Genomic DNA, 17211 nt, shown 5'->3' with positions numbered 1-17211 from the left:
TTTATAATTAACGACTAATCAATCTAATTCCATTGAAAGCAATTAGTGCAACAACAGCGCCGATTACTCCAACTTGGATCCAATTATATGGTGCACCGACTAAAGCAGAGCCAATGTATCCAATAATTTCACCATAGACGAAACCCCAGAAAGCACCAGTCAAGTTAGCAGCAAATGTCTTCATAATTAACACCTCTCAATAAGAGTAGTTTATCACTATAACGGAAAAAATCAATTGCAAACATCAGCTAATGTCTGATAAATTTTACTAATTTCATTTGGTATAATGATTAGTGAAGTTTAAGAAGGGAGATGACAAATTTGGGATATAATCCATTACAAAATATTACTTCTTATAGCCTACTTCAAAGTACTAATAAGGTTCCAAAATTAATCGAGAAGGCCAGGGCACGTGGTTATGACAGTGTTGCGTTAACCGACCGGAACGTACTTTATGGAGCAGTGGCGTTCTATAATGAATCTAAACGCCAGGGGATTAAGCCGGTTATCGGTTTAACGGTGGTTTTAAGTGGAATGTTTTTTAAGGAAGAGTCATCTGAACTGGTTTTGATTGCTAAGGATCATACTGGGTATCAAAACTTGATGAAAATTTCATCATTATTGATGGATAATGAGCAAACGAATCTCATTGAGAAGATCAAGAATCAATTTCATCATTTATTTGTCATTTTTCCTGAAAATAGTGAATTAAGAAAGTTAATTGAGATTGGCAGAACTGATGATGCAAGGAAGCTTATTAATGATATTGAAACTGTTTCTGATTTAAATTCAGTCAAAATCGGAGTTAATTTAAGTTTATCTAAATTATTAATGAGCCACATTCATGATCTAGCTGCTGAACTGAACGTTGATTTGGTCGCCCTTAATTCGGTTGAATATTTGGATGCTAGTGATTATTTTCCCAATGAGGTTTTAAAAGCAATTGGGACTGGTAAAGTAATGGATCATCCAATGGAAAAGCAACATCAAGTCGGATCTAAGTGGCTAAAAGATCGCCATGACGTAGAGAGTCAGTACCACGAGTTGGGACTTGATCAGGCAGTTTTAAATAATCAGAAAATTGTTGATGCTGTAAACGTTGATATTCCTCAAGAGCAACCAAAACTACCAAGTTTTACCACACCGAACCAGCTAACTTCAAAAGCATACTTACGTCAGTTGTGTGAGCAGGGGCTAAAGGAAAGACAGCTTGCTCAACCAGCATACCAAAAGCGACTTGATCGAGAACTAAGTGTAATCAATCACATGGGTTTTGATGATTACTTTTTGATTGTGTGGGATGTTTTAAACTTTGCACATCGGCATGGTATTATTACTGGTCCTGGACGTGGTTCATCAGCTGGTTCGCTAGTTGCTTATACCTTAAGAATTACCGATGTTGATCCAATTAAGTATAATCTATTGTTTGAACGGTTTTTAAACGAAGAACGGGCTCAAATGCCAGATATTGATTTAGATATTCCTGATGATCGGCGTGATGACATTTTACAGTATGTCCATCATAAGTATGGAAATGAGCATGTTGCCCAAATTGTAACGTTTGGAACCTTAGCCGCTAAACAAGCCATTCGTGATGTTGGCCGGGTCTTTGGAATGACTCCAACTCAGATGTCACAATGGTCGTCAGCAATTCCTAATCAATTGCATGAATCGCTAAGCAAAGCTGAGTCAGAATCACAAAAATTAAAGAATTTATTAGCAGACCAAAAAGTTAATCAATTGTTGTTTGATACGGCAGAAAAACTCGAAGGGTTACCACGTCATTTTTCAACGCATGCTGCAGGATTGATTTTAAGTGAAGACCCGATTGTTGATCGTTCTCCACTCCAATCCGGAAATGATGGATTATTAATGACACAGTATTCAAAATATTATGTTGAAAGTGTTGGACTATTAAAGATTGATTTTCTTGGACTACGAAACTTATCAACAATGGCTAATATTTTAAAAATCATTCATTCTGAAATTGATCCAAAATTTAAAATCAACGAAATTGATTTAAACGATCAGAAAACTCTGAAATTGTTTCAGGCTGGCAAAACTGATGGGGTCTTTCAGTTTGAGTCATCTGGGATTCAGGGTGTGTTACGTAAGCTAAAGCCTGACAATTTTGATATGGTAGCGGCCGTTAATGCTCTTTATAGACCCGGTCCAATTAAAAATATTGATATGTTTATTGCACGTAAGAATGGGACACAGAAAGTTAATTATCCTAACCAAACCATTAGGGATATTCTTGGATCAACGTTTGGCATCATTGTTTATCAGGAACAAGTGATGCAATTAGCATCAGCAATGGGTGGTTTTACGCTTGGGCAAGCTGACATTTTAAGACGTGCCATGAGTAAGAAGCACAAAAAAGAAATGGATGATATGAAGATCCAGTTTATTGATGGTGCAACTAAAAATGGATATCCTAGTGACGTTTCTGAAACAACGTTTGATTACATTGAACGGTTTGCTGACTATGGATTTAATAAATCACATGCAGTTGCTTATAGCAAGATGGCGTTTCAATTAGCTTATTTGAAGGTTCATTTTCCTGGTCCTTTTTTTGCATCTTTATTGAATTCCGTTCTGGGGAATTCGCGTAAAATTAAAAATTATGTACAAGAAGCAAAAGAGTTTGGGATTCAGGTTGAACGTCCAGATATTAATGAAAGTATGGATGATTATACTTATCAAAATGGAAAAATCCGATTTGGATTTCGGGCAATTAAAGGCTTGCGAACTGATTTCATTAAAAACATTGATGACGAACGAAGCAAAAATGGGAACTTCCATGATTTACAGGAATTAATCAGCCGAATTGATCCAAGATTTAGAAAAGTTGATCTCCTTAATTCATTGGCTTATTCTGGTGCGCTTGATGGTTTTGGCTATAATCGTCATGAACTGATTAATGCTATTCCAGAGTTTATTAGTTCGGCTGAGTTAAGTGGGGATTCCATTGAATTAATCCAAGCACTTGCCCCCAAAATCAAAAAGATGGATGATTTCTCCGACTGGGATAAGCTTAACAAGGAAAATGAATATTTAGGCACTTATCTAACTGGTCATCCCGTCGAACATTATGCTGGTTTACAGAAACAGATTCATGCTTTAAATACCAGCGACGTTCATGATCCAATTAAAAACGTCAAAATGATTTTATTTGTGTCCCACGTTAAAACCATTCGAACCAAGAAGGGACAATTAATGGCTTTCATCGATGGAAACGATCCGTTTGGTGATATTGACGTTACTATTTTCCCCAAACTTTATAATAAAATCAGTGGATGGTTAAAAAGTGGTATGGTTGTTGTGATTGCTGGTAATGTTGAAGTTCAAAGGGGACTTCAGTTAGTGGCCAATTCGATTGAACCAGCTGCAAACGTTGTTCATAATTCTGAAGCTAAAACCAGTGGGCCAAAGTTATATCTAAAAATTGATTTGGATCATGATGAAAGTGCCATTTATCAGGATATAATGCGGGTTATTCAAGATCATCCAGGCAATACTAGGATTTTAATTTATCGGACCGCAGATGACCGCAAACAACTCCTAGATAAAAAATATAACGTAGCGATTAATACAAGTTTGATGCAAGATTTATGGAACATTTTAGGGGATGGAAACGTTGTTACACAATGATAAATTTTGACTGTGAAAACAACGACAATCCTACGGAAAAGTGATACAATACACTTGAAATCAAATAATGCGTGGTGCACAGGTGTGTGCCGTGCAAAGAGGAGAGGCTTTACTTATGAAGAGAACAAAGATCGTAAGTACACTTGGTCCTGCAAGTACTGATGTTGATACCATCACTAAGCTTATTGAAGCAGGAGCAAACGTTTTTCGTTTTAATTTTTCACACGGAGATCATGCGGAACATTTAGATCGTATGAACAAGGTGAAAGAAGCGGAAAAGAAAACTGGTAAGGTTGTTGGAATTGTCTTAGATACTAAGGGTGCTGAAATCAGAACCACTGTACAAAAAGACGGAAAGATTGAATACCACACTGGTGATCAATTTAGAATTTCAATGGATGGTAACCTTGAAGGAACAAAAGACAAGATTGCTGTTTCTTACCCCGGTTTGTATGACGATGTTAAAGTTGGTGGACACGTTTTGTTCGATGATGGTCTTCTAGATACCAAAATCGACAAAAAAGATGATGCTAACAAAGAGTTGGTAGTTACTGCTCAAAATAACGGAGTCTTAGGTTCACGTAAGGGTGTTAATGCTCCAGGAGTTTCAATTAACTTGCCTGGTATTACTAAAAAAGATACTGATGATATCCTCTTTGGTTGTGACCATGGTATTAACTATATCTCTGCTTCATTCGTTAGAAAGCCACAAGATGTCTTAGACATCCGTGCCCTACTTGAAAGTAAGAATATGGAAGACGTTCAAATCTTTCCTAAGATCGAATCACAAGAAGGAATCGATAACTTTAATGAAATCATTAAGGTTTCTGATGGTTTGATGGTTGCTAGAGGTGATATGGGGGTTGAAATCCCACCAGAAAACGTTCCAACCGTTCAAAAACATCTAATTAAGATTTGTAATGATTTAGGTAAGCCAGTTATTACTGCTACTCAAATGCTTGATTCAATGCAAGAAGAACCAAGACCTACTCGTGCCGAGGTATCTGATGTTGCTAATGCCGTTTATGATGGTACTGATGCTACGATGCTTTCTGGTGAAAGTGCTAACGGTGATTACCCAGTTAAATCAGTTTCAATGATGAGCAAGATCGACATTCAAGCTGACAAACATTTCTTTGAATTTGGAACTCCACGTCCAAAGTTTGGCAATGGTGACGTTACTGAATCATTAGGTGATTCAGTTGCTCGAATTGCTAAAGACATGGGAATTCATACCATCGTTGCTGCAACTGGATCAGGTTACACTGCTAGAATGATTTCTAAGTATCATCCAGATGCTGATATTCTTGCTTTAACCTTTAATGATCGTGTTCGTCGTGGATTGACGGTTAACTATGGAGTTCAACCAATCTTAGTTGACAAGCCTTCAAATCCTGATGAAATGTTCGAATTAGCTGCTAAGAAAGCAGTTGAAACCGGACTTGCTAAGGAAGGCGACATGATTTTGATCACATCCGGTGTTCCATTGGGTGATCAAGGAACTACTAACACTATCCGTGTTAAGTTGATTGGTACCAAGTTAGCTCAAGGACAAGGTGTCGGTGGTGAAACTGTTATTGGTAAGACAGTGGTTGCTAAAGATGCTCAAGAAGCTAATGATAAGGCCGTTGATGGTGGTGTTCTTGTTGTTAAAGACACAAACAAGGATTACTTACCAGCTATGAAGAAATCAAGTGCAATCGTTGTTGAAAACGGTGGTTTGACTTCATACGCTGCTGTTGTTGGTATTTCACTTAACATTCCTGTTATTGTTGGTGCTACCGATGCAGTTGAGAACATCAAAGATGGTCAATTAGTTACTGTTGATGGTCGTTGCGGAATCGTTTACGCCGGTAATCAATCAAAAGCTAAATAATAATTATTAATAATAAAGCATCCGAAAATATCGGATGCTTTTTTTATTTGGTATAATGGTCATTAAAAGCGTTGGGATGGAGAGATAATATGAATGAAGATCTTGGAACCGTAATTATAGGAAAAGTAATTGATGAAAATGATAAGGAATATTTTATCCAAAATAACGGGATTACCTATTCTTTGAACAAGGATGAATTGAAGAAACCCATCAAAATGGGTGGTAATTTCAAGGGATTTGTATACGAAAATGAAAAGCACCAAATGAAAATAACTCGTAATGTTCCCGATGTGGGTGTCGATAGTTACGCATGGGGAAAAGTAGTCGGCATTAAGTTTGGTTTAGGAATCTTTGTCAATATTGGTTTGCCAGATAAGGACGTGGCAGTTTCACTTGATGACCTGCCTGATATCAAATCGCTCTGGCCTGAAGTAGGTGATGAACTTCTAATTTCCCTTAAAAAGGATAGTAAAAATCGCATTTGGGGCGAATTGGCTGATTCACAGATATATAAAGCCATTTCTCAACCAGTGAATGATCCAAAGTTAAAGAATCGTGACGTAACGGCTTGGGTAATCAATCCCAAACTAATGGGAACTGAAGTTATTACCGATCATTATAATCTGGGCTTTATTGATAAGTCGGAAGAGGAACAACAACCTCGGCTGGGTGAGAAGGTGAATGCTAGAGTTATTGGGATTCGTCCTAATAAAACCCTGTACTTATCCCTTCGCCCCCGGGCATATGAAGTAATCGGCGAGGATGCTAAGATGATTCAAACCATCTTAGAACATAAGCCAAACAATGAATTGCCCTATAACGATAAAAGTGATCCGCAAGAAATTAAAGATTATTTTGGAATTAGTAAAGCCCAGTTTAAACGAGCACTTGGACACTTATTAAAGGCCCGTATCATTGAAGAAACACCAACCGGAATTAAATTAGATGAAACGAGATGAAAATAGTTGAATGACCAAGTTGAAGATTATCTTCACTATCTTTTGGTTGAACGGGGATTATCTGACAACACCATCAAAAGCTACCGGCAGGACCTAAAAGAATTCTGTACTGGTATGAAAGAAAAGCATGTTAATTCGTTTAAAGATGTTGATCAGTATGAAATCTTGAATTATATGGAAATGATGAAGCAAAAAGGTAAATCGCGTAACACTATCATTCGTTTTGTATCAACGTTACGTAAATTTTTTCAGTATCTCATGGAGTTTAAGATTATTAAACAAAATCCTATGAATAAAATTGATACACCTAAAAAGGGCAAGCATCTACCAGATGTGCTATCTGTAGATGAAGTTGATCGTTTACTAAAAATGCCAGATACTAATAATAAGTATGGCATTCGAGATCGAACTATCTTAGAAGTGCTGTATGCCACGGGATTACGGGTATCAGAATTGATTAATCTAAAGTTATCTGATCTTCATTTAGAGATGAATTTGATCCAAACCATTGGGAAGGGTGATAAAGAGCGAATCGTCCCAATTGGAAAAGTTGCTCAAAATTGGCTTTCTAAGTACTTAAATGGTAGCCGTTTGAAGTTACTTAAACATCGAACTTCACCCTATGTCTTTTTAAATGCTCATGGTGGTCGCATTAGTCGTCAGAGTGTCTGGGAAAAGATCAAACGGTATGTAAGTTTGGCTGGGATTAAAAAGAATGTTACTCCGCATACTTTGCGTCATTCTTTTGCCACCCATATTCTTGAAAATGGAGCGGATTTAAGAACGGTTCAAGAACTGCTTGGTCACTCGGATATTTCGACAACTCAGATTTATACCCACATTTCTCATGAACGTTTAAGCCAGGTCTATGACAAGTACCATCCCAGAGCATGAATTAGTCGGTATAATCAATTGATTGAGGTGATTATAATGTTATTTAAGTATCGCAATGATTATGAAAAGATCGTGATGGGGATGTTGTCTCTTTCTAAAAGTAGTGATAAGACGAAACATCTCTTGGAAGAAATGAATTGGTATCGAAATGCGGATAATCGTGATATTTATCTGTGGAAAGATCAGTTTGGAAACTGGGCTGGAATCGTTGGGATTGAGACTAATCCTAAGAATGTGGTTGTAAGAAGAATCACGATGACTCCTGATGCAGATACTATTTTTAATGAATTTCGGATACTTGATAGTGTTGAAAATGAGTATCCAGATCAGAAGATCATGGGAACTTTTAATACCCAAGATGTTATTAGCAAATGGGAGTTGAGTCATGAGCAGCGACAATCTACAAATTCACTTAGATGATTTTGATGGGCCATTAGAACTTTTATTGCATCTTATTCATCAGTCTAAAATGGATATTTATGATATTAATATTAAAGATATTACTGAACAATATTTTGATTATTTGAATCAGATGAAACAACTAAATTTCGATGTTGCTGGTGATTTTTTTGTCATGGCAGCCAACTTAATGCGGATTAAGTCCAAGATGTTACTTGCTAAGGAGACTGACGATGAAGATGAGGATCCGCGAGATGATTTAGTGGGACAATTGATTGAATACAAACGATTTAAACGGGCTTCCCAAAAATTGCGGGTAAAGGAAAAGGAACGCACTCAATATCATTTTCGGGATCGATCGTTTAATAAATCAGATGTAATGATTGGTGCAAACGAGTTTGAAGTTAGTTTGCTTGAACACGCTTGGGACAAAATTATGCGACGGCGACACTTGAGCTCAGCTCCACAAATCGAAGAGGTTCAGGATTGGGATTTTAGTGTAAATGAACAGAGTGAAATCATTAGACGGAAACTAGATTCTGCTGTAGATTATGAAATGCCATTTTCTAAGTTGTTAAGCGGTAATTATCCGCTTGAGGAATTGGTAACAGACTTTTTGGCACTGTTAGAGATGGTTAAGCACCAAAGCGTTCGCGTAGTTCAAACAAGTAATGATGGAGAAATCTTAATAAGGAAATGGAATTAATGAATTTAATGGCTGAAATTGAAGCGCTCTTGTACGTGTCTGGAGACGCTGGAATGACAATTAAACGGTTAATGAAGTTGACTAGTAAAAGTGAGAGTGAAGTCCAACGTGAAGTAGACGCATTAAAAAAACGGTATGCAAGCACTCAATTTGGACTTTGTATACTGCAAAATGGTGACATCATCCATATGTCAACTAAGCGAGAGTATGCTGATGTTGTACAAAAATTTGTGAAAGCGGATGATGATCTGTTAACTCAATCAGCTTTGGAAACACTTACTATTATTGCTTACAAACAACCAGTCACTTGCATTGAAGTTGACAATGTTAGAGGAGTTAATAGCTCAATTTCAATCCGAAATTTACTTACGCAGAACTTAATTAAGGTTGATGGTGAAAAAAACGAACCTGGTAAACCCAAGCTCTATGGCACTACAGATTTATTTTTAAGTGCATTTAACATTGAAAAAATTGATGATCTACCAGAACTTGATGAAGGAGAAGATCCAAAAGATTACGTTCAAATGTTTGATGATGAGATGAAACCATTGGAGGATCAATAAAATGAGTGAAAGATTACAAAAGGTAATGGCGCATGATGGGGTGGCTTCTAGAAGGAAGTCAGAGGAGCTAATTAGCACTGGTCATGTCAAAGTGAATGGTAAGGTTGTTAATCAGCTAGGAGTTAAGGTGGATCCTACTGATCGAATTGAGGTCGATGGCACTCCGTTAAAGAAAGAACGCTTAGTGTATTTTGCGTTGTATAAACCGCGCGGGGTGATTTCATCAGTAAATGATGAGAAGGATCGCAAGACTGTCTTAAGTTTTTTTAAGAAAGTTCCAGAACGAATTTATCCCGTTGGAAGACTGGATTATGACACTAGTGGACTTCTCATTTTAACTAACGATGGGACACTTGATTTTCAATTGACCCATCCCAAATATGAGATCAAGAAGACCTACTTGGTTAAGGTAATTGGAAAACTTAATCACGAAGAGTTGAAAAAGATTCGTGAAGGTGTTTTAATTAATGGAAAGTATAAGAGTGCACCCGCAGAAGTAGAGGTGATTGCGAAGGCTGGTAATTCAAAAAATAATTCGATGCTGCGTCTAACAATTCATGAGGGTAAAAATCATGAAGTTAAAGAGATGCTAAAGGCAGTCGGTCATCCCGTTGAAAAATTAAAACGGGAGGAGTTTGCTGGAATTGGTTTGGAAAATTTACAACCTGGTGAATTTCGACAGCTTCGAAAACGAGAAGTACGAGATTTGTATGATTTAACTAAATAATTTATAAAACGTCTTCAAGGTCGGGTGAAATTCCCAATCGGTGGTTACAGCCCACTACCCAATGAAAATTGGTTGAGATGGTGAAATCCCATTGCCGACAGTAAAGTCTGGTATAAAGAAGATCAGTTTTTTATGGCGCAATTTACCCTAATTGACTTGGAGAACGTTTAATTGGAGGAAATTGTGATGATAGCTAAAGATGATCGAATTAAAAGAATTACTATAACTGCAGTGATTGGGGCGATCTCATTTTTATTGATGTTGATCTCATTTCCAATCATTCCTTACATGACTTACTTAAAATTGGATTTTTCGGATATTCCACTTTTAATTTGCTTGTTATTGTTAGGTCCTACTGCTGCTATTGAGGCCACTGTGCTAAAGCTGTTCATCTATTGGATGGTAATGGGTTTTTCACCAATTGAATTAGTTGGCTTATCTAGTTCGTTTCTAGCATCCCTAACGATGATTTTGGTGTTTTACTTTTTGAGAAGGTACTTATTTAGAAGTCATATTATTGATTTTCTAATTGTGTTGGTAGAAACAGTTGCTTTAACAATCATAGAAAGCCTTGCTAACCTGTTTATTACCACGCCCTTATACGTAAAATTAACGAATTTAAAATTAGATTTTCCATTAGCAAAGACCATTCTATTTGGAGTAGTACCCTTTAATTTGATTAAGGGAATTATTATTGGATTGATTTTTGTGATTATAGCAAAGCAAATGCAGAAATGGATTAAAAAGCGATCTTCATGGAAATGATTAATAATACAAATGGGGCCCTTTGTCTTTTGGTTTTTAGCTCACACCAAAAGCGAAGGGTTCGATTAATTGAGAATCTGTTGACTGGTAAAAAGACTGTGGCAACGCTCTATTGGGCAATGAGATACCAACTTCTCGATCTTTTAGGAGTGGGTCGTTATTTCAATATTAATCAATTAGAGATTAATCCTTTAGTTCAAAATGGTTTAATTATGAGAACTGATAATGATCAGGTTCACTTAACCGCCGCAGGGAAACAAGCAAAAGAAGAATTAATACAGGAAATTAATGGTTCTGACCTTTCTTTTGCATTACATACTTTTCAAAAAATTGATTTGAATAACTTTAAGCAGCGTTTTCAACTTTTAGTGCAAGTTCTTTCAGAACGGGTTCATCACGTCAGGCAATATTATCCAATTAACGTTGATGGAACTAATAAAGCTTTTATTAAAAAATATTATCGACAAATTGATCGTGATCAAGCAGGTGCACTTTTAAAAGATGAGTTAAACCAATTTTTATCTTCACTTGAATTTGATCGTGCTAATCTATTTGCTCAGGAACTAGTGGGATTTAATACCAATGGGTTAACGATGCAACAAATTGCAGCTAATTTAAATCAATCTTTATTTAAAACTGCTCTTGATGATTTAATTAACTATGCCAAGTTGGTCAGTTTTATAAGCCACCGTGACCACTCCATCATTGCTCCATTACTGAACGGGCTATCCAAGCATTCCGTTTCTACTAGCGCGGAGGAGACTTTTACTGAATATCAACAATTACGTGATTTAAAGCAAGTTGAAAAGCGAAGAAAACTTCGTGAGTCAACTGTTTTAGAGCATTTGTTAGAAGTTGCGATTTATACACCACTAGCTGGTTTTCCGTATCGTGATTTTGTGTCCTATGACTTAGAAAATAAGATAATCAGGCACCTAAGCGGAATTCCGGTCGATGAATGGGACTATCGACAACTATCAGATTTTCTTTCTAATCATTTGAGCTTTTTTCAATTTAGATTACTTGAGATTAAACGGACGAAACAGGATGTTAAATAATGAATGGTATGAACTTGGCAACTAAAATCCTAAATAATCGGTTTGGCTTTGATGAGTTTAAATCAGGTCAAAGTGAAACCATTCAAGCCCTTTTAAGTGGATCAGATGTTCTTTCAATCATGCCAACGGGATCTGGTAAATCACTCATTTACCAGTTGTACGGATATTTGGTTAATCAGCCAGTTGTGATTGTGTCACCGTTAATTTCATTAATGGGTGATCAAGTTGATCGAATGAATTTTATGGGAGAAAAGCGAGTTTGCGCTTTAAATTCTATGAATGACTGGAAACAGCGAAGAGGCTTGTTGCAACATCTTGATCAGTTTCGGTATATATTCGTTTCACCAGAATTGTTGTCCAGTCCGGATGTACTTAAGCGCATGAAAAAATTAAATATTGGGTTGTTTGTGATTGATGAAGCACATTGTATTTCTAAGTGGGGACTTGATTTTCGTCCTGAGTATTTGGACCTTGGCCGTGAAATTAGAGCGTTGGGTCATCCACAGACGTTGATGCTCACGGCTACTGCGTCTGGTAGAGTTCAAAATGACATTATTAGTCATCTTCAGCTTACTAATGTAAAAAAAATCATTGAAAATATTGATCGGCCCAATATTTTTCTTGCGGCCCATCAAAGTTCCAATGATGAAGATAAGCAAGAAGAGTTGTTTCGCTTGATTAATAAGCTGAAGTATCCTGGTATTATTTATTTTTCTAGTCGTGATAAAGCAGATGAGATTGCTGAAAAGATTAGAGCAGATGGTAACGTGAAAGTGGCCTCCTATCACGCAGGCTTAAGTAATGATGATCGTTATCGGATTCAACACCAATTTATGGATAATGAACTTCAAATTATCTGTGCAACTAGTGCGTTTGGAATGGGAATTGATAAGAATGACATTCGGTTTGTGATTCACTACCACATGCCAACCGACATGGAAAGTTACGTTCAAGAGATTGGTAGAGCAGGGAGAGACGGGAAAGAGAGCATTGCAATTATGCTCTATTCAACTGGTGATGAACAAATTGCTCAAAGTTTGATCGCTAGTTCAATTCCTAGTGACCAACAGATTAACTCGTTTTTTGATGATCCTAAGGTTAAAATAAGTGAACAACCTAAAAGACTTCTTCAGTTTTACATGAATCATGACTATAGCCGTGAGGAAACTAAAAAAGTATTTGCAGTGGTTGCGATGAATAAAGATCAAAGTTTAAGACAAGTTATTAGTTATATTAATAATGTTGGTTGCCGAAGAAAGTATTTACTTTCATTATTTGACGTAAGTTTTAATGATCATGACGATACTTGCTGTGATTTTGGCAACGAAAAATTCGATTTAGATTCACTACATTTATTAAGAGGTCGTAATAAGAATACTTCTAAAATAAAAAATGATTGGCATAATATCTTAGCCAGACTTTTTTAATAATAATTTGGCTCAAAAAATGATATAATCACCATAGAAGTTTTGGAGGGATGTATTTATGAAGGACGATAAACACGAAGATAATAAAAAGAAAGATCCGTGGGATGACTCATTTTCAGATGACACGGATCCAGATGGAAATCTTTCAAGAACGGAGTATCGAAAACATCATCGTAGTAATTCGTTAGTTGTGATTATGCTTGTTTCAATTATTGTAGTCATTGCCCTTGTTGCATTAGTTTTCGGTCTTTCTAAAGAGCGTGCGGTTGGTACGGGTTCTACCAGTCAAAAGGCTCAATCAAGTAAGGTTAGTCATTCAAAAGCTAAGAGCAGTAAGCCTGATCGAAGGGCTAAGAAGTCATCTAGTTCAAGTAATTCTCAAGACGATGCTACCACTAATAGTGATACTACTGATGATGATGCTGGTTCATCTTCTGCTACACCGAACACTCAGGGTAATACCAGTACTAATGAAAGCACAACTCCAAGTAGTGCAAATAGTGATAACTCAACCTCTGATAGCAAACAACCGACCCAAAAGTCTTCTCAGACAACGGATAATAATGATAATTCTGAAAGTAATGATTATGTTAAGGTGCAAAAGGGCCAAGGAGTTTATCGAGTGGCTACCAACGCAGGAATCAGCATGCAACAACTGTTAAAATTAAATGGTCTTAGTTCGTCCAGCCAAATTCATCCCGGACAAAGTCTTCGAGTTAAATAATTATAAATAAATAATAAGGATTGATTATTTTTGGGAAAGAATGGATTACAAGTAGCAATTGATGGGCCTGCTTCGGCCGGAAAAAGCACGGTAGCTAAGTTAGTTGCCAAAAAATTTCATTACATATATTGTGATACCGGTGCAATGTATCGATCAATCACTTTAAAAGCGATCAGATTAGGATTAGATCTAAATGATGAGGAAGCCATTCTTAACCTTTTAAAAAAGACGAGGATTGTTTTTGAACCTGGTGATCCAGTTCAGAAGGTTTTTGTTGATGGTAAAGAAGTTACAAATGATATTCGTAGTACTGAAGTAACTAATAATGTTTCGGCTGTTTCAGCGCTTGGATCAATTCGTTCAGAATTGGTTAAAAGACAACAGTTTCTGGCTAAAGATGGTGGAATTGTGATGGATGGAAGAGACATCGGAACCACGGTTTTACCTCAAGCTGATGTTAAAGTTTTTTTGATTGCAAGTGTTTCAGAACGTGCAGAACGTAGGTATAAAGAAGATCAAACCAAGGGAATTTCGGTTAGTCTAGATCAACTTAAGCAAGATATTGAAGATCGGGACTATAAGGATTCCCATCGAAAGATTTCACCATTAAAAAAAGCATCTGATGCTTCTGAGATTGATACAACTTCAATGTCGATTGATGACGTGGTGAAGGCAATCTCAAGATTAATCGAAAATAAAATTCAACAACTTTCAAATAATAAAGCCGATTAACTGGTATTTTATTTCCAACTAAGATAAAATAGCAGTTAGAGTTGTTGCAAGGAGGAAATGTTTGATGAGTGAAAACGATACTAATGCAAACAAGGATTTATTAGCCGCTCTCGATAATATTAAGCAGGTGAACGTTGGATACGTTGTTAATGGTGAGGTTTTAGCTATTGATGATGACCAACAATTAGTCGTGGGAATCGAAGGCGCTGGTGTTGAAGGAGTTATTCCTAGAAAGGAAATCTCTGCACAAAGGGAAGATAACCCAACCTCAAACTACAAAGTTGGAGACAAAGTTAAGGTTGTTGTTGTATCTCGAATTGGTGATGACAAAGAAGGTGGAAGCTATCTTCTTTCAATCAGAAGACTTGAAGCTCTCAAGGTTTGGGATGAAATCAAGGAAAAAGCCGATAAGGGTGAAACAATCAACGTTACTGTTACCCGAGCAGTAAAGGGTGGACTAGTAGTAAATGCTGATGGAGTTCGTGGATTTATCCCAGCTTCAATGATTACCGATCACTTTGTTGATGATTTGAATCAATTCAAAGGTCAAGAACTCGAAGTTAAGATTATCGAAGTTGTTCCTGAAGAAAACCGTTTGATTTTGTCACATAGAGCAATTGCTGAAGCAGAACGTAAAGAAGCTCGTGATAGAATTATGAGCACACTAAAGCCTGGCGACATTGTCGAAGGTAAAGTGGCCCGTTTAACTAACTTCGGTGCTTTCGTTGATCTTGGCGGAATTGATGGACTTGTTCATGTTTCAGAGATTTCATATGAACATGTTAATAAGCCTAGTGATGTTTTGAAAGTTGGAGAAGAAGTTAAGGTTAAAGTTCTTTCAGTTGACCCTGACCGTAATCGTATTTCATTATCAATTAAACAAACTCAACCAGGTCCTTGGAGTGATATTGAAGAAAAAGCTCCTAAGGGAAGTGTTCTTGATGGAAAAGTTAAGCGCTTAGTTGATTTTGGTGCTTTCGTTGAAGTTTTCCCTGGTGTTGAAGGATTAGTTCACATCTCACAAATTTCACATAAGCATATTGACAAGCCAAGTGATGTTTTAAAGTCTGGTGAAGATGTTAAGGTGAAAGTTCTTGATGTACAACCAGAAGAACATCGATTAGCATTGTCAATGAAAGCTCTTGAAAAAGATCCAAGAGATGATCAAAAAGCTCCAAAGAAAAATGTGAGTGATAATTCAACCAATAACGCTCCTGAAGAAGAAAATGGTTTTACTTTAGGTGACATTGTGGGAAATGAATTAAACGATGATGACAATGAGTAATTAGAAAATTATCCTTCATGTTTATGAAGGATTTTTTTATTCTTAAAAACGAGAGGTGATATAAAATGGCAAGACCAACTGTAGCAATTGTTGGACAACCTAATGTCGGTAAATCAACGATTTTTAATCGAATTGCTGGTGAGCGGATTTCGATTGTGGAAGATACGCCAGGTGTAACTAGAGATCGAATCTATGCTCATGGAAGCTGGCTTGGACATAATTTTAACCTAATTGACACTGGTGGAATTGAAGTATCGGATGAGCCCTTCATTAAACAAATTACTGATCAAGCTGAAATTGCAATTGATGAAGCTGACGTTATTGTGTTTATGGTGAATGAGAAACAAGGGATGACCGATGCTGATGAACGAGTGGCTCAATTGCTTTATCGTGCTAATACCCCAGTTGTTTTAGCGGTTAATAAGATTGATAATCCTGAAAGTCGGGCTGATATTTATGACTTCTATGCATTAGGATTTGGCGATCCCTATCCAATTTCTGGTTCTCATGGGCTTGGAATTGGGGATCTTCTGGATGCGATTATTAAAAACTTTCCAGAAAACGCTGAAAATACTGATGATGATAGCATTAAATTTAGTGTGATTGGACGACCTAACGTTGGAAAATCATCACTAGTAAATGCTATTTTAGGTGAAAATCGTGTAATTGTATCAGATGTGGCTGGTACAACAAGAGATGCCATTGATACTAAGTTTGAAAACGATGGCCAGGAATATACCATTGTTGATACCGCGGGAATTCGAAAACGTGGTAAAGTTTACGAGAAAACTGAGAAATATAGTGTTATGCGGGCAATGAGAGCCATTGATGAAAGTGATGTAACTCTGATGGTGCTTAATGCTGAAGAAGGCATTAGAGAGCAAGACAAGCGGGTTGCTGGCTATGCACACGAAGCTGGCAAAGGTGTCATTATTGTTGTTAACAAATGGGATGCTTTGAAAAAGAACAATCATTCGCAACAAGAATTCGAGGCGGACATTCGGGAACAGTTCCAATATCTAGCGTATGCTCCCATCATTTTTGTTTCAGCGACAACTAAACAGCATGTTAGCCAATTACCTTCCTTGATTAAACGTGTTAACGAAAATCATCAGCGTCGGATCCAATCATCTACGTTGAATGATGTTATTATGGATGCAATCGCAATTACTCCTACACCAACTAGAAATGGGAAACGGCTTCGGATTTATTATGTTACCCAAGTTGCTGTGGGGCCACCTACGATTGTTCTGTTTGTCAATGATCCTGAACTGCTTCATTTTTCATACAAACGTTATTTAGAAAATCAAATTAGAAAGAACTTCGACTTTGTCGGCACGTCAATTCACTTGATTGCGAGAAGGCGGAAATAACAACTAATGGTAATAATATTCTAATCATAATTATATTAAAAAAGTTTTAATAAATGTTGATTATAATCC

Annotated in this window: 16 protein-coding genes and 1 riboswitch; of the genes, 15 read left to right on the top strand and 1 reads right to left on the bottom strand. The window is 36.8% G+C overall.

Annotated elements, in window-relative coordinates; genetic code table 11:
* Nucleotides 1-7: 7 nt before the first annotated feature.
* The gene (locus FC73_RS06885) at nucleotides 8-184 is read right to left on the bottom strand and encodes a YjzD family protein (RefSeq protein WP_010021395.1); all 177 of its coding nucleotides are present in this window, start codon (nucleotides 182-184) and stop codon (nucleotides 8-10) included.
* Between the two features lie 128 nt (nucleotides 185-312).
* Between FC73_RS06885 and dnaE the strand changes: the two genes are divergently transcribed.
* From dnaE to der, 15 genes are all read left to right on the top strand, one after another.
* Nucleotides 313-3654 (top strand): DNA polymerase III subunit alpha, encoded by a 3342-nt coding sequence (dnaE, locus tag FC73_RS01220; RefSeq protein ID WP_115791441.1) that lies wholly within the window; start codon nucleotides 313-315, stop codon nucleotides 3652-3654.
* 115 nt (nucleotides 3655-3769) lie between these two features.
* Nucleotides 3770-5530: a pyruvate kinase gene (gene pyk, locus FC73_RS01215; protein WP_010021399.1), complete on the top strand. Its 1761-nt coding sequence runs from the start codon at nucleotides 3770-3772 to the stop codon at nucleotides 5528-5530.
* 89 nt (nucleotides 5531-5619) lie between these two features.
* Nucleotides 5620-6489, top strand: a complete 870-nt coding sequence (locus FC73_RS01210; protein ID WP_010021400.1) for a CvfB family protein — start codon at nucleotides 5620-5622, stop codon at nucleotides 6487-6489.
* A 6-nt stretch (nucleotides 6490-6495) separates the two neighbouring features.
* The gene (gene xerD, locus FC73_RS01205; protein ID WP_010021401.1) at nucleotides 6496-7383 is read left to right on the top strand and encodes a site-specific tyrosine recombinase XerD; all 888 of its coding nucleotides are present in this window, start codon (nucleotides 6496-6498) and stop codon (nucleotides 7381-7383) included.
* Nucleotides 7384-7419: 36 nt separating this feature from the next.
* Nucleotides 7420-7803 (top strand): hypothetical protein, encoded by a 384-nt coding sequence (locus tag FC73_RS01200; RefSeq protein WP_010021403.1) that lies wholly within the window; start codon nucleotides 7420-7422, stop codon nucleotides 7801-7803.
* Entirely contained in the window at nucleotides 7769-8488 is a 720-nt protein-coding gene (locus FC73_RS01195; protein WP_010021405.1) for a segregation and condensation protein A, read from the top strand. Before FC73_RS01200 ends, FC73_RS01195 begins: the two co-directional genes overlap by 35 nt.
* Nucleotides 8489-8496: 8 nt before the next feature.
* Nucleotides 8497-9051 (top strand): SMC-Scp complex subunit ScpB, encoded by a 555-nt coding sequence (gene scpB, locus FC73_RS01190; RefSeq protein WP_158529762.1) that lies wholly within the window; start codon nucleotides 8497-8499, stop codon nucleotides 9049-9051.
* 1 nt (nucleotide 9052) lies between these two features.
* Nucleotides 9053-9778 (top strand): pseudouridine synthase, encoded by a 726-nt coding sequence (locus FC73_RS01185; protein WP_010021409.1) that lies wholly within the window; start codon nucleotides 9053-9055, stop codon nucleotides 9776-9778.
* 6 nt (nucleotides 9779-9784) lie between these two features.
* A riboswitch (FMN riboswitch) is annotated at nucleotides 9785-9905 on the top strand.
* A gap of 59 nt (nucleotides 9906-9964) precedes the next feature.
* Nucleotides 9965-10543 carry an ECF transporter S component gene (locus FC73_RS01180; protein ID WP_010021411.1) on the top strand — a complete coding sequence of 193 codons (579 nt, stop codon included), beginning with the start codon at nucleotides 9965-9967 and terminating at the stop codon, nucleotides 10541-10543.
* A 29-nt stretch (nucleotides 10544-10572) separates the two neighbouring features.
* Nucleotides 10573-11601, top strand: a complete 1029-nt coding sequence (locus tag FC73_RS01175; RefSeq protein ID WP_162250895.1) for a helix-turn-helix domain-containing protein — start codon at nucleotides 10573-10575, stop codon at nucleotides 11599-11601.
* Nucleotides 11601-13028 (top strand): RecQ family ATP-dependent DNA helicase, encoded by a 1428-nt coding sequence (locus tag FC73_RS01170; RefSeq protein ID WP_010021413.1) that lies wholly within the window; start codon nucleotides 11601-11603, stop codon nucleotides 13026-13028. Before FC73_RS01175 ends, FC73_RS01170 begins: the two co-directional genes overlap by 1 nt.
* 58 nt (nucleotides 13029-13086) lie before the next feature.
* Complete coding sequence (locus FC73_RS01165) at nucleotides 13087-13752, top strand: LysM peptidoglycan-binding domain-containing protein (RefSeq protein WP_010021414.1); 666 nt, start codon at nucleotides 13087-13089, stop codon at nucleotides 13750-13752.
* A 30-nt stretch (nucleotides 13753-13782) separates the two neighbouring features.
* Nucleotides 13783-14484 (top strand): (d)CMP kinase, encoded by a 702-nt coding sequence (gene cmk, locus FC73_RS01160; protein ID WP_010021415.1) that lies wholly within the window; start codon nucleotides 13783-13785, stop codon nucleotides 14482-14484.
* Between the two features lie 64 nt (nucleotides 14485-14548).
* Nucleotides 14549-15769, top strand: a complete 1221-nt coding sequence (gene rpsA / locus FC73_RS01155) for a 30S ribosomal protein S1 (protein WP_010021416.1) — start codon at nucleotides 14549-14551, stop codon at nucleotides 15767-15769.
* 65 nt (nucleotides 15770-15834) lie between these two features.
* Nucleotides 15835-17142, top strand: coding sequence for a ribosome biogenesis GTPase Der (der, locus tag FC73_RS01150; protein WP_010021418.1), 1308 nt, complete (start codon nucleotides 15835-15837; stop codon nucleotides 17140-17142).
* Nucleotides 17143-17211: the final 69 nt, after the last annotated feature.

This window comes from Fructilactobacillus fructivorans (assembly GCF_001434095.1).
GTDB lineage: Bacteria > Bacillota > Bacilli > Lactobacillales > Lactobacillaceae > Fructilactobacillus > Fructilactobacillus fructivorans.
This window is presented reverse-complemented; position numbering and strand designations above follow the sequence as displayed.

Excerpts from the sequence above, each read along its gene's own strand:
- FC73_RS01180 (WP_010021411.1), top strand. The coding sequence starts at position 9,965 with ATGATAGCTAAAGATGATCGAATTAAAAGAATTACTATAACTGCAGTG.
- pyk (WP_010021399.1), top strand. The coding sequence starts at position 3,770 with ATGAAGAGAACAAAGATCGTAAGTACACTTGGTCCTGCAAGTACTGAT.
- FC73_RS01210 (WP_010021400.1), top strand. The coding sequence starts at position 5,620 with ATGAATGAAGATCTTGGAACCGTAATTATAGGAAAAGTAATTGATGAA.
- FC73_RS01165 (WP_010021414.1), top strand. The coding sequence starts at position 13,087 with ATGAAGGACGATAAACACGAAGATAATAAAAAGAAAGATCCGTGGGAT.
- FC73_RS01195 (WP_010021405.1), top strand. The coding sequence starts at position 7,769 with ATGAGCAGCGACAATCTACAAATTCACTTAGATGATTTTGATGGGCCA.
- rpsA (WP_010021416.1), top strand. The coding sequence starts at position 14,549 with ATGAGTGAAAACGATACTAATGCAAACAAGGATTTATTAGCCGCTCTC.
- FC73_RS01170 (WP_010021413.1), top strand. The coding sequence starts at position 11,601 with ATGAATGGTATGAACTTGGCAACTAAAATCCTAAATAATCGGTTTGGC.
- FC73_RS01200 (WP_010021403.1), top strand. The coding sequence starts at position 7,420 with ATGTTATTTAAGTATCGCAATGATTATGAAAAGATCGTGATGGGGATG.
- dnaE (WP_115791441.1), top strand. The coding sequence starts at position 313 with ATGACAAATTTGGGATATAATCCATTACAAAATATTACTTCTTATAGC.
- FC73_RS06885 (WP_010021395.1), bottom strand. The coding sequence starts at position 184 with ATGAAGACATTTGCTGCTAACTTGACTGGTGCTTTCTGGGGTTTCGTC.
- FC73_RS01185 (WP_010021409.1), top strand. The coding sequence starts at position 9,053 with ATGAGTGAAAGATTACAAAAGGTAATGGCGCATGATGGGGTGGCTTCT.
- der (WP_010021418.1), top strand. The coding sequence starts at position 15,835 with ATGGCAAGACCAACTGTAGCAATTGTTGGACAACCTAATGTCGGTAAA.
- scpB (WP_158529762.1), top strand. The coding sequence starts at position 8,497 with ATGGCTGAAATTGAAGCGCTCTTGTACGTGTCTGGAGACGCTGGAATG.